The sequence below is a fragment of the Larkinella harenae genome (assembly GCF_054780515.1).
The window spans coordinates 170,476-185,587 of record NZ_BAAGWE010000002.1; the positions used below are offsets into that span (position 1 = coordinate 170,476).

The window sequence follows — 15,112 nt, forward strand, 5'->3', positions numbered from 1 at the left end:
AATCTTCGAAATATCGAACCCAGTTCTTTGTTTCTTGCCGGACCAGAATGCTAAACAGACGTTTATTGCGGATAAAAGTCATGCAGGCTCTTTATGCGCTACGACAATCCGAATTATCCAATCGACAATTGGCCGTCGATACCATCACCGAAACCTTTCAGCCGGACCTCAATTCAATGGAGGAACAGAACCTCCAGCAATTGGAAGGTTTTCGTCGGCTGGCAACGGTTTTATTTGAGGAAGGCCTCAAGCCGGGAAAACCGCTGGAAGAAGAGAACATTCCACGAAAAGTACTGGTAGCCGCCAATCAGGCATTGGTTGATTACCGCAACAGCCTGACCCGCGAACGCCATCGGGTGTTGCAATCACTGATTGATGATGTTCGAACGCTGGACGATTCCTACATCCGGTTGTTGACGTTGCTGCTCGAATTGGCGCACATCACCCAGATTGACCGGGAACGGATACGGCGTTACGAAGACGTCGATGCCCGGACCATTGCGAAAGAATCAAGTCTGGATCGTAACCGGATTATTCAGGCGTTGCGCGACAACAAAGCGCTGGAAGTAGAAAAGATTCGTCGGAAAATCGACTGGGGCGACGATATTCAGATGCTGCGTTCGATTTACAACGATATCCTGAAAGAAGACGAACTCTACCGGTCATATTGCGAAACCCAGCAACATACCGCAGACGAAGATCAGCAACTGGTGCAGCACGTGCTGCGGAACGTACTGCTGAAACAGGATCCGGCAAAAAACTATTTTGAAGAAACCGTACTGAGCTGGGCCGAAAACGGCGAACTGGTCCGGAGCATGGCGATCAAAACGCTCAAGTCAGCCCAAAGTCCGGAAGGATTGCAACTGCTGGCATTGACCGACGACTGGGAGGAGGATCGGCTTTTCATGGAGACATTGTATAAAAAGTCCCTGGAAAACGACGCCGACTACGAAGCCCTGCTGGCCGAACAACTGACCAACTGGGATGTGGAGCGGGTAGCGCAGCTGGACAAAATCATTCTGAAACTGGCGCTGGCTGAATTGCTAAACTTCCCGAATATTCCGGTAAAAGTGTCTATCAATGAATACATTGAGCTGGCCAAAGTATATAGCACGCCCAAAAGTGGCAAATTTGTCAACGGTATTCTCGACAGTTTATCCGAAAAATTAAAAACGACGGGCCAACTCCGCAAAAGTGGCCGGGGATTGTTAGACAATAAATAAGTTCTCCAGTTGTTTTATCATTCGAACAACTGTCAACATAACAAAACCATGAGCAGAACAAGCCAAACCTTACTAGCTTTTGTAACGGGCTGCCTGACGGGAGCCACTTTGGGATTACTGTACGCCCCTGAAAAAGGCGCCGTGACCCGTGACCGGCTAACCTACCGTTTGTCGAGATACCGCGATCAACTGCGCGACCTGCTGGATAATGTTCTTAACTCGGATTCACTGCCCGAAAGCTTTGCTAAAGTGGAAGGCCAACGCGTGGTGAACGACGCCCGTGAAAAAGCCGAAAAACTGCTGGAAGATGTCGACCGGCTGATGGCCCAGATCAAACAGCAGGGTGCTTAAAAAGCCAATTAGTCTGTCGATTTTTACTAACCAGCGTTATCTAAAACAATGAAAAAGATTGCCATTGGTCTGTTGTTGTTGGTTGGCGTTGCCGCCTGCAACCAGACTAAAAAAGATTCTTCCGGTGAAATGTCGGGTAAGATGCCCAAAATCGTTTTTGCCGATCAGGGTGTTTACGACTTCGGCGACATTACCGAGGGTGATACTGTATCACGGAACTTCAAATTCAAAAACGAAGGCGAATTTCCGCTGATTATCAACAACATTAATACATCCTGCGGCTGTACAACGCCCGAATGGCCTAAAAAACCAATCGAACCGGGCCAGGAATCATCCATCAAAGTGATGTTCAATAGCCAGGGGAAACGGGGCGTTCAGAACAAAACCGTTACGGTTTATGCCAATACTGACCCCAGCTTTACGGAGCTGACGTTTCGGGTAATGGTCAATCCCCGAACGGGTGCCGACTCAAGTCGTACGGCGGCTGTCCGGTAGGCACAGCCCAAGATCCTGACCAATAAAACTTTCCATTTTAATCACTATTCGCCAAAATGAATCTCCTTTCTATTCTATTGCAGGCCCCAGCCGGGTCGTCTAATTCCATGGTCTGGAACATTGTTCTGTGGGTCGGTATTTTTGTTGTATTCTACTTTTTCATGATCCGTCCACAGCAGAAAAAGCAAAAGGATCAGAAGGGCTTCATCGAAAATCTGAAGAAAGGAGATAGCGTCGTAACCATTGGTGGATTGCACGGAAAAGTTTATTCGGTAGAGGGTACCACCGTTACGCTGGAAGTGGACAAAGGACTGAAACTGACGTTTGAAAAAACCGCCATTTCCCGCGAGGCTTCGACTAAAACCGCTGCGTAATTCAAGAATATGTCCGAAATAAAGAACAATGCCCGGCGGCAACGGTTCTTCCTACGAGCAACCAATGCATTGCTCTTTATTTCGGACACATTCATATAGTCATACTTTTTTGCCCGTGTCGTTAACGACTCCCCCATCCCGTCCTGTCAAACTACCGACACTGCTGCTGTGTCTGCTCGCGGCTGCCGTTATCTGGTTGCTGAACGCCCTCAACAAAAATAGTTATACGGTCAGCGTTCAATACCCAATTGAGTTTGTGTATAACCAGGACTTGTTCGTTCCTACCTCACCCCTGCCCAAAACCATTTCGGTTAATATTACCGGCAATGGCTGGAAACTATTCCGACAATCGTGGCTGCCGTTCCGGTCATCCCCCATCCGTTATCCGGTCAACAAGCCTTTACAAACCAAATTTATCAATACGGCTTCCCTGGCCGAATCGCTAACCGATCATGCCAAAGACGTGCGGATAAACTTTGTAGCAGGCGATACACTGGCTCTGAATTTTGACCGGTTGGCTGCTCAGGAGGTTCCGGTAGTAGTTGATAGTGCCAATATTGATCTGGCCGATCGCATGGTAGTTTCCAGTCTGATCAATGTTTCGCCCCGAACGATCCGTTTCGAGGGACCAGCGCGTCTGCTGCGGGCCGTTCCTGATACCATCAAAGTAAAAATTCCCGCCCGTCGACTGGCGCTTAGCTACGATGAGGAACTGAAATTGCCCATTCCCCGGCATCCGCTCATTCGGGCCAGTGCTGATCAGGTTGCGGTTAGTTTTGAAGTAGCCGAACTCTTGCAACCGTTGCCCCCTCCGCCCGCTCCCGAGCCAGCCAAACCGATTAAAACCGCCAAGCCCAAAAACCGATCAAGTCGTAAAAAATGAGCCTCAACGCAAAAAAACCGTTGCTGATTGGTGTTACGGGTGGAATCGGAGCCGGAAAAAGCACGGTTTGTCGCATTTTTGAAGCCTTTGGCATTCCCATTTACTCGGCAGACGATCGGGCCAAATGGCTCGTCGACCACGACGCGATTCTGAAGGCGGATGTAACCCGTTTGTTAGGCTCCGAGGCTTACAACGAAGCCGGACACTATAACCGACCGTGGGTAGCGGCCCAGGTATTTGGCAAGCCCGATCTGTTGCAGGAACTCAACGCTCTCATTCACCCCCGGGTTTTCGCGGATACGCAGCGTTGGACCCACGAACACGCGGGACGGCCCTACGTTATCAAAGAAGCCGCTTTGCTGCGGGCGGCTGGCGAAGACGGCAACAATCTCGATAAGCTCATCGTAGTGCAGTCTCCACTGGAACTCCGCATTCAGCGCATTCACAAACGGGATCCGCACCGTACGGAGCAGGAAATCAAAAACATCATCAGCCGCCAGATGAGCGACGAAGAGCGGCTGCAGTTTGCCGATTACGTCATCTACAATAACGATACCCAGCTGCTTATTCCGCAGGTCGTCTCACTGCACGAGCACTTCCTGCGAATGGCATTGTAATTCCCCACTTTTTGCGTATTTATGATGTATTTTCAAACCTGACAGGCTTTCAAAAACCTGTTAGGGCTACTCTTTTCTTCATCAAACCGTATGAAAAAACGTTTAGTGCTGGGGTGTTGTGCCCTTAGCTTTCTGACCGGCGCTTTTGTTTCCAGTGACGATCCGGCCCAACCGTTAACCACCGATATCGTGGAGGCTGCTTCCAAAGTTTTTGGTCTCGAGTTTGCAGTCAGTGAACGGGATTCTATGCTGGGAAACCTAACCAATTACCGCGCGAATTACGAAGCCCTGCGAAAAATTGAACTGACCAACGATGTGGCCCCCGCGTTGTATTTTAACCCACTGCCCCAGGGTTTTAGGCTGCCACAGGGACCTGCCTCGTTCAAAGCCAGCCCAGTGGGTAAGGTGTCGTTACCCGCCAATCGCCAAGATCTGGCTTATTATTCGGTAGCCCAGTTGGGCGAGCTTTTGCGGACCAAACAAACCACCTCCGTCGAGCTAACCCGTTTTTTTCTGGAGCGACTGAAAACCTACAACGAAAAACTTCTGTGCGTCGTCACCCTGACGGATGAATTGGCCATGAAACAGGCTCGCCAGGCCGACGTAGAAATCAAGGCGGGCAAATACCGGGGGGCGCTGCACGGTATTCCGTACGGTGCCAAAGATTTGTTTGCCCGCAAAGGCTACAAAACCACCTGGGGATCTGTTCCTTACAAAGATCAGGTACTGGATTACGATGCCACCATCATCCAGCGACTGGAAAAAGCCGGTGCGGTTTTGTGCGCCAAACTTACCCTGGGCGAGCTGGCGATGGGCGACGTCTGGTTTGGCGGCAAAACCCGTAATCCCTGGGAACCATCCACCGGCTCCAGCGGCTCTTCGGCCGGCTCGGGAGCGAGTGTTTCGGCGGGTCTACTCCCTTTTGCCATCGGTACCGAAACGCTGGGGTCCATTGTCTCACCCGCCACCATCAACGGCGTAACGGGGTTGCGCCCTACCTACGGTCGTGTTAGTCGCTACGGCGCGATGGCCCTGAGCTGGTCGATGGACAAAATTGGTCCGATGTGCCGCTCGGCAGAAGATTGCGCGCTCGTTTTCAACGCCATTTACGGCCCGGATGGTCACGACCCCACGGTTTTTGCCGCGCCATTCCGCTATGCGCCGTTAGCTTCTCTGAAAGGGGTAAGAATCGGGTATTTGAAAAAAGCATTCGACGAAGACCGACCGACTAAAGCCAACGACGAGGCTACGCTCGCAACGCTCCGGAAACTGGGAGCGACGCTGATTCCGTTCGATTTGCCGGATATTCCGGTGGGTAAAATGAACATGATCCTGAGCGCCGAAGCGGCTGCCGCTTTTGACGAACTGACGCGCTCGGGAAAAGATGACCAATTAGTGCGGCAGGTAAAAGCAGCCTGGCCCAATGCGTTCCGTTCGGCACGGTTCATTCCGGCGGTCGAATACATTCAGGCCAACCGCATCCGAACGAAACTGATCAACGAAATGGCAAAAACCATGACCAGTTTCGACGTATACATTACACCAACTTTTGGTAACGCCAACCTAATGCTCACCAACCTCACCGGCCACCCGTGTGTTGCTCTTCCGAACGGTTTTTCTCCGAAAGGACTGCCCACCAGCATCACGCTTATGGGACACCTGTTTGACGAGGGTCGCTTGCTGGCCGTTGCCAAAGCCTATCAGGATGCTACGGATTTTCATCACAAACGCCCAACGCTTTAACCGGTAGCGGTTTATCACAAACCCAGTATGGCACGGCTACGTTTCTTTTTTCGTTACCTTTAAAAGCACTTCACCAAATTAGTACGTTGATTGTATGTCTTGCAAACGCTTTTATTTCGGCTTACTTCTCCTCTTTTTTACATCATTTTCAGCTTTTCCGCAGCAAAAACAGCGGTTTCAAAGTTTACAGCAGGCCCTGACGGCTACCGGCCAATTAGCGGGTTCGCAGGGGCCCGCCAGCGTTAACTGGATCGACGGCGGCTCCCGGTTTTCGTTCACCGAGCGGGGCGTTATCAAATCCTATTCTCCCAAAGATGGACGGGAAGATGTGGTTTTTAACGGCAGTGCGTTGACGTTTCCGGGAACCGATAAACCGTTTGCCTACGAGTCATTCCAATGGTCGAAGGATTCGAAAAACCTGTTGTTTCAAACCAATTTCCGGCCCGTCTGGCGTCGGTCGGGCATTTCGGATTATTACGTGTACTCGGTGGCTGCGAAAAATCTGAAGCTGGTGGCAAAAGATGCCCAAACCGCCGAATTGTCGCCCGACGGTTCGAAAATTGGGTATGAGCGCGACGGAAATCTGTTCGTGTTTGATTTTGCTACCCAGAAAGAAACCCAGCTGACTAAGGATGCAGCCCCTTATTTTTACAACGGACGGTTTGGCTGGGCTTACGAAGAAGAGTTTGGCCTGGCCCAGGCTTGGGAATGGTCACCCGACAGTAAATTTCTGGCTTACTGGCAAATCGACGAACGCCAGGTTCCGCTGTATGCCATGACCGACTACAAGGGGTTTGATGAAGATTTCACGAAACTGCCCTACCCGCGCGTTGGTGACAAAAACCCGACCGCCCGCATCGGGGTCGTTGAAATTGCGAACAACAACCAGCAATGGATGAACGTCGAACTGGGCGACGGCTATATTCCCCGAATTTACTGGACGTCGCAGGAAGGGCAGCTGGCACTGGTCCACCTGAACCGCAAGCAAAACGAAATGAAGTTGTTTCTGGCCAATGTCCGCACCGGAGCCGCAAAACAGATCATGGAGGAAAAGTCGAAGTCGTGGATCGATGTGTTCGACTTCTTCGCCGGAATCATGCACTACTTTTATTTCCCCGAGAATTCGCAGGAGTTTTTCTGGGTCTCCGAACGCGACGGCTGGGCGCATCTCTACCGCTACGACTACACCGGCAAATTGCTGAATCAGGTGACAACCGGACCCTGGGAAGTGGTTTTTGTGCACAACATTGACGCGAAAAACAAGAAAATCTACTACACCTCCACGGAGCAATCGCCCCTGGATCGGCAATTGTACGCCATTGGCTTTGACGGGAAAAACAAACAAAAACTAACGCAGGCAGCCGGTCGCCACAAAATTGACTTTTCGCCCAACAGCCAGTTTTACATCGATCGGTTTTCGAACGTCACCACTCCGCTGCGCGTGGATCTGTGTGATACAAAAGGCAAAACGCTCAAAACACTCGAAGCCAACACCAACACGACCCAGTTTCTGGCCAATTACGCGTATGTCCCGAAAGAGCTGAGCCGCTTTACGACGTCCGACGGACAGAAGATTGACATTTCAATCATCAAGCCCTTCCCATTCGACGCCAATAAAAAATATCCGGTTGTACTCGACATTTACGGCGGTCCGGGTGCCCAATCGGTTTACAACGAATTCAGTTTCTCCGGCTGGCATCAGTACCTGGCCCAGCAAGGTTACGTGGTAGTCAGCGCCAACAACCGGGGCAGCGGTGGCTATGGGTCGGGTTTCGAAAAAATAGTTTACGAAAAATTAGGGCTGTACGAAAGCCGTGATTTTGTTGAGACGGCCAAGTACCTGGCTACCTTGCCCTGGGTTGACGCGGGCCGTATTGCCATCAAAGGGCACAGCTACGGCGGTTACATGAGCAGTTACACCATGCTGGCCCATCCCGGTGTTTTCAAGGTTTCGCTGGTGGGCGCCCCCGTCACCGACTGGCGGTTGTATGATAGCATTTACACGGAGCGTTACATGGGCTTGTTACCCGAAAATGAAGCTAAGTATCAGAAAAGTGCGGTTTCGCCCAACGCCAAAAATTTGCAGGGAAAAATGTTCATTGCCCACTCGACGATGGACGAAAACGTCCACGTTCGAAATACCATGCAACTGATCAATGCGCTGGCCGACGCCGGTAAAGACGCCGACCTGCGCATTTATCCGCCAGGTGCCCACGGTGTGGCCTACAACAGTACAACCTCGCTCCTGCTGCATCAACAGTATACCGACTACCTGGAAAAGTACCTGAAGAATACGGCCGTGAACTGATTAGTCATCAATTCGCAGGAAGTTGCCATTCTGATCAAAATCCAGATCCAGCCCGTTTGACAATTCAATGCTGTAACGCTCGCGGCTGTGCTGATCTTTCTCCCAACTGACTACGGTTTGTTGGGAGAAATTATCCCGAACATACGTCCGGATTTTTTCCGGATTGATCACCTCGTCCGGGATGGCTGTGCTGTTGCCGTCAACTTGTGTGCATTCGCCCGATTTGGTAAAATCCAGGTCAAAACCATTGCTCAGAATCACATCGAAGCTGGTGTTCAGTCCGTCGCGATCCCGCACCACCCGTACAATGGTTTCCTGCGGGAAATGCGTTTGGATAAAGGTTTGAGCGTTTTGCGGCAGTGCTTCTTCAGCGACCACTTTTTCCTGATCACAGGCCGAGGTACCCCAAATCAAGAGGCAGGCCATCGCGACGACTCGTTTTTTCATGCGGATAGGGAGTTAATTTCTGCGTGTATTTGATGTAATAACACATAACTTCCCCCTTTCCCCTACGCGGCCCCCAATTATTTTCAAAAGTGTTTGTTTCGGATCAAACTGATGCTCCGTCGGTTTTCAGCACGCGGCCCACATCCTTCTGATGAAGTCGGCCGATCGGCAGATCCTGCCCGGCAATTTCAACATGGCTGGGCGACCAGGCTGAGATTTTGTTGATGGCAACGATGAACGAGCGGTGAATGCGGAGGAAATCCCGGCCCGGCAACATGGCCCCCACCGAGCTGATGGCCTGCTTGACCACCAGCGGTTTTGCCGTTTGGGTGATGATTTTAACGTAATCTTTCAGGCTTTCGATGTACAGAATATCTTTCGTGTATACTTTCACCATCTTCCGGTCGGCCCGGAAATAAAGAAAAGCATCGCGTTCAGACGGAACCAGCTCTTTTTCAACCAGCTGTGGCTCCGGTTCAGGCAACACCGGGGCAATTGATGTTTCGAGTCGCATGACTTTGGAAACCGCCCGCAAAAACCGTTCGAAGGGAATGGGTTTCAGTAAATAATCCACTACGTCAAGCTCAAAACCGTCCAGCGCGTATTCGCGGTAAGCGGTTGTAAAAATCACTTTCGGTGGATTTCGCAAACTGCGCAGAAAATCGGTCCCGGTCAGCTTCGGCATTTTAATATCCAGAAACAGCAAATCGACCGGCGTTGCCTGAAGCATGCTAAAGGCTTGAACAGCATTATGGCATTTACCGACGATCTCCAGGCCGTCAACCATTTCGATGTATGATTCGACGATTTCCACCGCGTGGGGTTCATCATCGACCAGCAGACAACGTAATTTCATAGTTCGTATTTGTTGTTGGTATGTAAACTTAAGCAGTCACCTCAGCCACCGGCGCCTGGCGCAACTGCTGGATCGTAGCCTCATTGGGAAGCCACAAGGATAAATTCACCAGGTACGTTTCCTCTTCCGGCTGAATCTGCAATTCGTACCGATTGGGATAGAGTAATTCCAGCCGTTTCCGGACATTCTGCAAACCGATTCCACCCACGTTTTTTTGCGTTACGGTTTCTGTCTCAGCATCGCGGCTGTTGACAAGTTTGAACGTCAGCACGTTCTTGTCCACCGACAAATCCAGAAAAATCCAGGCCTGTTCGAGTTGCTGGCTCGTTCCGTGTTTGAATGCGTTTTCCAGAAACGGAATCAGCAGCAGCGGTGCAATCTGTTTTTGCTGTAGATCGCCGTGAAAATTTATGGAAATGTCCAGCCGTGAGCCGTAGCGCAACTGTTCCAGACCCATATAATTTTTCATGAATGCAATCTCTTTCTCGAGCGGCACTTCCGACGCATTGCAATCGTACAGCATGTAACTGAGCAACTGCGAGAGCTTCAAAACAACCGCCGGTGATTGTTCCGACCTGCGCAAGGTCAGGGCGTAGAGGTTATTCAATGTATTGAACAGAAAGTGCGGGTGAATCTGCGATTTCAACAGCTGTAACTCCGCCTGAAATTTCTCTTTTTCGATCTGCCGAAAAGCCTGCTCTTTCAGGTACCAGATTTTCACCAGCTTGATGGCAGCCACAAAACCGGCTACGGTGATGCCACCGCGCAAACCCGCCATCAGCAGGTAATTAAGGCCCCCTCCCCGCACCCGTCCAGTGCCCAGCCAGGAATGAATGGGCGTAACAATACCCACCGAAATAGCCGCTGAAGTACAGGCGCTCAGGAAGGAAAGCAAAATCACCCCGATCACCATTTTCCAGTACGCGCCTTTGTCCAGGTAACGCGGAAACAGGATGTAAATAATTCCGTAAGCCAGCACCATGTGTGCGGGCATAAAAAGGATCGAACTAGTGCCCGATGTCAGAAAACCCAGCAAAACCGCCAGCACTTTTCCGTAACCACGGTGCAGAAAATCCTGAATCGGAAAAACCCCGTACAAAACCGTAAAGTACAGCCACACCACGCCCCAGAAGAGACCATGACGCGCCAGCCGATGCCGGGGCTTGTTGGAAAAGATGAAGTTACTGTCAGCCAGTTGCATACAAATACCGGTTTGCCGGTCTAATATAGATAAATGACACCGCTACAGCCACGAAACCGTCGATTTGTAGACGAACGGTCAGGAATCGTCGCCAAATGGCTCATTTTGGTTTACCGGCTCCGTTTGTCGTTTATTCAACGCTGTATCGGCCAAAACTCGTCGCGTTAGGCGAAAAGATGCGTACGTTTTTTTGACCAATGTTTACTTTTAGCCCGTCAATAACGACACGAACAACAACTACTCATGAACCGCTCCGGCGGTATATTACGATGAAGCTCTATTCACACATCCGACTGGCAATTGTTGCCACCAGCCTTTTTCTCACGTTGCCTGCAATGACTTTCGGGCAGGCCTATGACCACCAATCAGCGCCACGTACCGGTTTCTGGGTGGTCGAATCGCAGCCGAAGCAAAAATGCGTTGTCCACTTTTACAATGACAACAATCAACTCATTTACCGGGAAGAGATGGCTAGAAAACGGCTCAATATCAAACGAGTTGCTATCCGAAAAAGTCTAAATACCGTACTGGACCAGGCACTGCGACAATGGGCCCAGAACCCGCAGTCCGACACGCCACTGCCAGCTAACCAGCAGTGGCTGGCAGCCGAGTTCAAAAAATGAGAATAAACAAGTGAGAATCGATTAAAGATGAAGCAACACCGTTGAAACTTCGCCCAGTTTGACATGTTCCTTTATCCTGATTCTCTGGTCTGAGCATTAATTTGGTTAAATTGGTTTGAGTCCCCAGGACTGGGCTGTTTTGCACCGGACCTGGGGCTTTTGTCTAATTATTAGTCTTCGGCTGGTTGAATTGGTGCGGTAATCAGTATTTTCGGTCTTCATCCATTCATCCGGCTCCGCATGACAACTGCGCCTTCTGCCGCCATCCGCACAGAAATTCTGGCAGGCGTTTCTACCTTTCTGGCAACGATGTACATCATCGTGGTTAATCCGGCGATTCTGAGCCAGGCCGGGCTACCGTTCAGTGGTGTATTGACCGCAACGGTTCTGCTGTCGTTTGGGTGCAGCCTGCTGATGGGACTTTACGCCCGCAATCCGATGGTGGTGGCACCAGGGATGGGCCTCAACGCTTTCTTTACGTTTACAGCCGTCAAGGGGCTAGGCATCCGGCCTGAAGTAGCCTTGGGTGCTGTTTTTTGGGCGGGAGTTCTGTTCCTATTGCTGTCAGTTTTCAACATTCGCTCGGCCATCGTCAAGATTATACCAAAACCGCTGCGGTACGCGGTTTCGGCGGGTATTGGTTTGTTTATTACGCTGATCGGTTTTGAAAACGCCCGTTTTATCGTAGCCGATCCGGCAACATTAGTTAGTGTTGCCAGCCTGAAAGATCCGATCATCCTGACTTTTGTTCTGGGGTTGTTTTTAACCGCCGTGCTCGTCATCCGAAATGTACCGGGAGCCATTATCATTGGCATTGTGCTGACGACCCTGGCCGCTGTCCCCATCGGCCGCTGGTGGGGCGATGCTTCGGTAATTCAGCTCGGGCACAAAACCCTGGTCAACTTCCAGGGTATTTTTGCCCCGCCGGACTTCAGCTTAATCGGCAAACTGGATCTGATCAATTCGCTGCAATGGTCGCTTTGGCCCATCATTTTCGCTTTTGTTTTTACCGACCTCTTCGATAGCCTATCCACGTTTGTGGGCGTAGCCGAAGCTGCCAACCTGTACGACGAAGACGGCAACCCTCGCCATCTGAAGCAGTCGCTCACCGTCGATGCCGTTGCCACTACCCTGGCCGGACTCCTGGGTACCAGCCCCGGAACCGCCTACGTTGAATCGGCGGTTGGCATTGCCCAGGGCGGACGCACCGGCCTGACGGCGATTGTTGCCGGGTCGTTGTTTCTGCCCTTTTTGTTTTTATCACCCTTGCTTTCGGTGATTCCCGCCATTGCAACTGCCCCTGCGCTGGTGCTGGTGGGGGCTTTTATGATGCAACCCATTACCAAAATCAACTGGGGACAACTGGACGATGCCGTACCAGCTTTTCTGGCCCTGGTACTTATTCCGTTCAGCTATTCCATTACGCAAGGAATCATCTGGGGATTTTTGATGTGGACCGTTGTGAAACTGGCCGTCGGCAAAGCAAACGAAGTTCCTGCAGGCTTACTTTTGGTCGATTTGTTCTGCGTTCTGGCCCTTTTTTCGGGTCATTAAAACGGGTTCAGTGCCGTTCTCCCTTTGTAATCGAAGGTGCGATCGCTCTGTTTCCAGGCTAATAAAATGCGATTTAAGGGTTTTCTAAGGGACTTTTTTTTGATAGTAAAACCGCATAACTAATTTGGTAACTTTAAAAGCTTTCCCATCGAAGCAACCATTCCGCTTTAACCCCTTCGTCCGTGCGTAAATTCTTTATTGGCTTTCTGTTGCTTATTGGTGCCGTACTTTTGCTCGGGGCCGGCTACGGTTACTACAATAGCCGCGACCGCCATCCCGGTTATTCCCTTCGCCTGAACGTTCCACCGTCAGATCCGCAACCGCTCACGGTTGGCTTTGCGGCTTTGAAAATTACACCTTACCTCCCCGATCGATGGACCGATCAAAACGGAGATGCCGCGTACAATCCGGGCGATGGAGATACGTATTCCGATGACAATCATAACGGGAAGTTTGACGCCTACTGGATGGCTGGCTTTAGCCAGAAGCGGGCAGCCAGCGGGGTTCATGATGATTTATGGGCGCGCGCAATGGTGATCGACGATGGGCAAACGCGTTTGGCTTTTGTGGCCGTCGACCTGCTCGGTTTTACGCATAAAAATGTCATCAATGTGCGTAAAGCATTGCCCGTCAGCGCCGGCATTACCTATTCCATTGTGTGCAGCACGCACACGCATGAAGCACCTGATTTTCTGGGTATGTGGGGAAACAGCGTCCTGAAAAGCGGGGTCAATAAAACGTACGAGCATTTTGTCGAGCAACAGGTGACACGAGCTATGCTGGAGGCTATAAAGAATTTACGTCCCGCCCGGCTCCGTTTTGCTCAGGACCTGACCGGCGCCGATTCGCTGTTAATGGATACGCGCAAACCTATTGTGAAAGATACCGGTTTATACACCATGCAGGTGCTTGACAGCGAGAAAGATAGCACGCTTGGCACCCTGGTTGTATGGGGTAATCATCCCGAAACGCTATGGAGCAAAAATACGCTTCTGACTTCCGACTTTCCGCATTATGTCCGGCAATACCTCGAAAAGGGAATTATGAATGGTGATTCAGTAATCCAAAAAGGGTTAGGTGGTACGGTGGTTTATGCCTCCGGTTGCGTGGGCGGCCTGATGACAACTTCCCCCAAAGTGACGATTCAGGACCCATTGACGGGGGAACGGTTTCAGGAACCGACTTTTGAAAAAGCCGATGCACAGGGCAAACATCTGGCCATGCTGATTCATCAGTCACTGCAGCAGGACACAAGCACGGTTCGGACCGCCAACCTCCGGATCAAGGCGCAAACTGTCGAAATTCCATTGTCAAACAAATTGTTTCAGTTGGCCATTGGGCTGGGAATTTTAGATGCCGGTTATAGTACTTGGGGAAATTTCCGGAGCGAAATTGCAGCTTTTCGGTTGGGCGATGCTTCCTTTCTGTGCGTACCGGGCGAGCTTTATCCCGAAATTGCCAACGGCGGGGTCGAAAATCCACCGGGTGCTGACTTCAGAATTAAACCAGTTGAAACACCCCCGTTGCGTAGTTTGATGCCGGGAAACTATAAATTTGTGATTGGTTTAGCCAACGATGAATTAGGATATATTATTCCGAAAAGTGAATGGGATACCGAAGCTCCGTACAACTACAATTCAAAGGATCGTCCTTACGGAGAAATTAATTCGACTGGTCCCGAAACAGCGCCGATCTTATACCGCGCTATGGCAGAATTGCTGCGAGATTTATAATTATCTTAACCGTTTGTTATGCAAATATTAATTGTTGAAGATGAGCACGAAGTTGCTTCATTTATAAAAAGTGGATTGGAAGATTACGGCTTTGAAGCCGATGTCGCAAATGATGCGTTACAGGCTCAAATGTTGCTGGCCTCACATGAATATACTACCGTCATTCTCGATGTTAATCTGCCCGTTATTAACGGTTTTGAACTTAGCAAACTGATCCGTAGCCGATATGAAGACATCTCCATTTTGATGCTGACGGCTTTGGGAAGCACGGAAAGTAAACTAAGTGGTTTTGAAGCGGGTGCTGACGACTATCTGATAAAACCGTTCGAATTTCGCGAATTAGTGGCTCGTTTACGGGCGCTAAACCGTAGGCGGTCGGCCAATCCGTCGGATTCGATGATATTAAAAATTGCGGATCTGGAATTAAATCTGCAAAGTAAAACCGTTAAACGGGGATCACAGCGAATTACGTTGACCGCCCGTGAATTGGCATTGCTGGAATTTTTTATGAAAAATCAGAATAAGGCACTGTCTCGCAACGAAATTACCGAAAAAGTATGGGATGTTAACTTCGATACAGGCACCAATGTAGTCGATGTGTATGTCAATTATTTGCGTAAAAAGATTGACAAAGATTTTTCACCGAAATTAATTCATACCATAACCGGCATTGGGTACATCATGCAGGAATCTGAGGATTGATG

Annotated in this window: 15 protein-coding genes; 12 read left to right on the forward strand and 3 right to left on the reverse strand. The window is 50.3% G+C overall.

Going from position 1 to position 15,112, the window contains the following annotated elements:
* Positions 1-47 precede the first annotated feature (47 nt).
* From nusB to ACYVH9_RS12105, 8 genes are all read left to right on the forward strand, one after another.
* Positions 48-1,223, forward strand: a complete 1,176-nt coding sequence (nusB, locus tag ACYVH9_RS12070) for a transcription antitermination factor NusB (RefSeq protein ID WP_460636608.1) — start codon at positions 48-50, stop codon at positions 1,221-1,223.
* 48 nt (positions 1,224-1,271) lie between these two features.
* A complete protein-coding gene (locus ACYVH9_RS12075) occupies positions 1,272-1,574 on the forward strand; it encodes a YtxH domain-containing protein (protein ID WP_460636609.1) in 303 nt (100 codons plus the stop codon).
* A 48-nt stretch (positions 1,575-1,622) separates the two neighbouring features.
* Positions 1,623-2,069, forward strand: a complete 447-nt coding sequence (locus ACYVH9_RS12080) for a DUF1573 domain-containing protein (protein WP_460636610.1) — start codon at positions 1,623-1,625, stop codon at positions 2,067-2,069.
* A 56-nt stretch (positions 2,070-2,125) separates the two neighbouring features.
* The gene (gene yajC, locus ACYVH9_RS12085; RefSeq protein ID WP_460636611.1) at positions 2,126-2,443 is read left to right on the forward strand and encodes a preprotein translocase subunit YajC; all 318 of its coding nucleotides are present in this window, start codon (positions 2,126-2,128) and stop codon (positions 2,441-2,443) included.
* Positions 2,444-2,558: 115 nt separating this feature from the next.
* Positions 2,559-3,326, forward strand: coding sequence for a YbbR-like domain-containing protein (locus ACYVH9_RS12090; protein WP_460637583.1), 768 nt, complete (start codon positions 2,559-2,561; stop codon positions 3,324-3,326).
* The gene (coaE, locus tag ACYVH9_RS12095; RefSeq protein ID WP_460636612.1) at positions 3,323-3,943 is read left to right on the forward strand and encodes a dephospho-CoA kinase; all 621 of its coding nucleotides are present in this window, start codon (positions 3,323-3,325) and stop codon (positions 3,941-3,943) included. The genes ACYVH9_RS12090 and coaE overlap by 4 nt, the downstream gene beginning before the upstream one ends.
* A 90-nt stretch (positions 3,944-4,033) precedes the next feature.
* Positions 4,034-5,686 carry an amidase gene (locus ACYVH9_RS12100; RefSeq protein ID WP_460636613.1) on the forward strand — a complete coding sequence of 551 codons (1,653 nt, stop codon included), beginning with the start codon at positions 4,034-4,036 and terminating at the stop codon, positions 5,684-5,686.
* A gap of 94 nt (positions 5,687-5,780) precedes the next feature.
* Positions 5,781-7,994: a S9 family peptidase gene (locus tag ACYVH9_RS12105; protein WP_460636614.1), complete on the forward strand. Its 2,214-nt coding sequence runs from the start codon at positions 5,781-5,783 to the stop codon at positions 7,992-7,994.
* On the opposite strand, the gene ACYVH9_RS12110 is transcribed toward ACYVH9_RS12105, so the two are convergent.
* The 3 genes from ACYVH9_RS12110 to ACYVH9_RS12120 all read right to left on the reverse strand — a co-directional run bounded on the left by ACYVH9_RS12110 (position 7,995) and on the right by ACYVH9_RS12120 (position 10,498).
* Positions 7,995-8,441: a PepSY-like domain-containing protein gene (locus tag ACYVH9_RS12110; RefSeq protein ID WP_460636615.1), complete on the reverse strand. Its 447-nt coding sequence runs from the start codon at positions 8,439-8,441 to the stop codon at positions 7,995-7,997.
* A gap of 103 nt (positions 8,442-8,544) precedes the next feature.
* The gene (locus ACYVH9_RS12115; protein WP_460636616.1) at positions 8,545-9,297 is read right to left on the reverse strand and encodes a LytR/AlgR family response regulator transcription factor; all 753 of its coding nucleotides are present in this window, start codon (positions 9,295-9,297) and stop codon (positions 8,545-8,547) included.
* 28 nt (positions 9,298-9,325) lie between these two features.
* Positions 9,326-10,498 carry a sensor histidine kinase gene (locus ACYVH9_RS12120; RefSeq protein ID WP_460636617.1) on the reverse strand — a complete coding sequence of 391 codons (1,173 nt, stop codon included), beginning with the start codon at positions 10,496-10,498 and terminating at the stop codon, positions 9,326-9,328.
* 269 nt (positions 10,499-10,767) lie between these two features.
* On the opposite strand from ACYVH9_RS12120, the gene ACYVH9_RS12125 reads away from it, so the two are divergent.
* The 4 genes from ACYVH9_RS12125 (at position 10,768) to ACYVH9_RS12140 (ending at position 15,110) form a co-directional block, all read left to right on the forward strand.
* Entirely contained in the window at positions 10,768-11,121 is a 354-nt protein-coding gene (locus ACYVH9_RS12125; protein WP_460636618.1) for a hypothetical protein, read from the forward strand.
* Positions 11,122-11,361: 240 nt separating this feature from the next.
* Positions 11,362-12,675 carry an NCS2 family permease gene (locus ACYVH9_RS12130; RefSeq protein WP_460636619.1) on the forward strand — a complete coding sequence of 438 codons (1,314 nt, stop codon included), beginning with the start codon at positions 11,362-11,364 and terminating at the stop codon, positions 12,673-12,675.
* Between the two features lie 182 nt (positions 12,676-12,857).
* A complete protein-coding gene (locus tag ACYVH9_RS12135) occupies positions 12,858-14,408 on the forward strand; it encodes a neutral/alkaline non-lysosomal ceramidase N-terminal domain-containing protein (protein ID WP_460636620.1) in 1,551 nt (516 codons plus the stop codon).
* 18 nt (positions 14,409-14,426) lie between these two features.
* On the forward strand, positions 14,427-15,110 hold the full coding sequence (locus tag ACYVH9_RS12140) for a response regulator (protein WP_460636621.1): 684 nt from the start codon (positions 14,427-14,429) through the stop codon (positions 15,108-15,110).
* Positions 15,111-15,112: the final 2 nt, after the last annotated feature.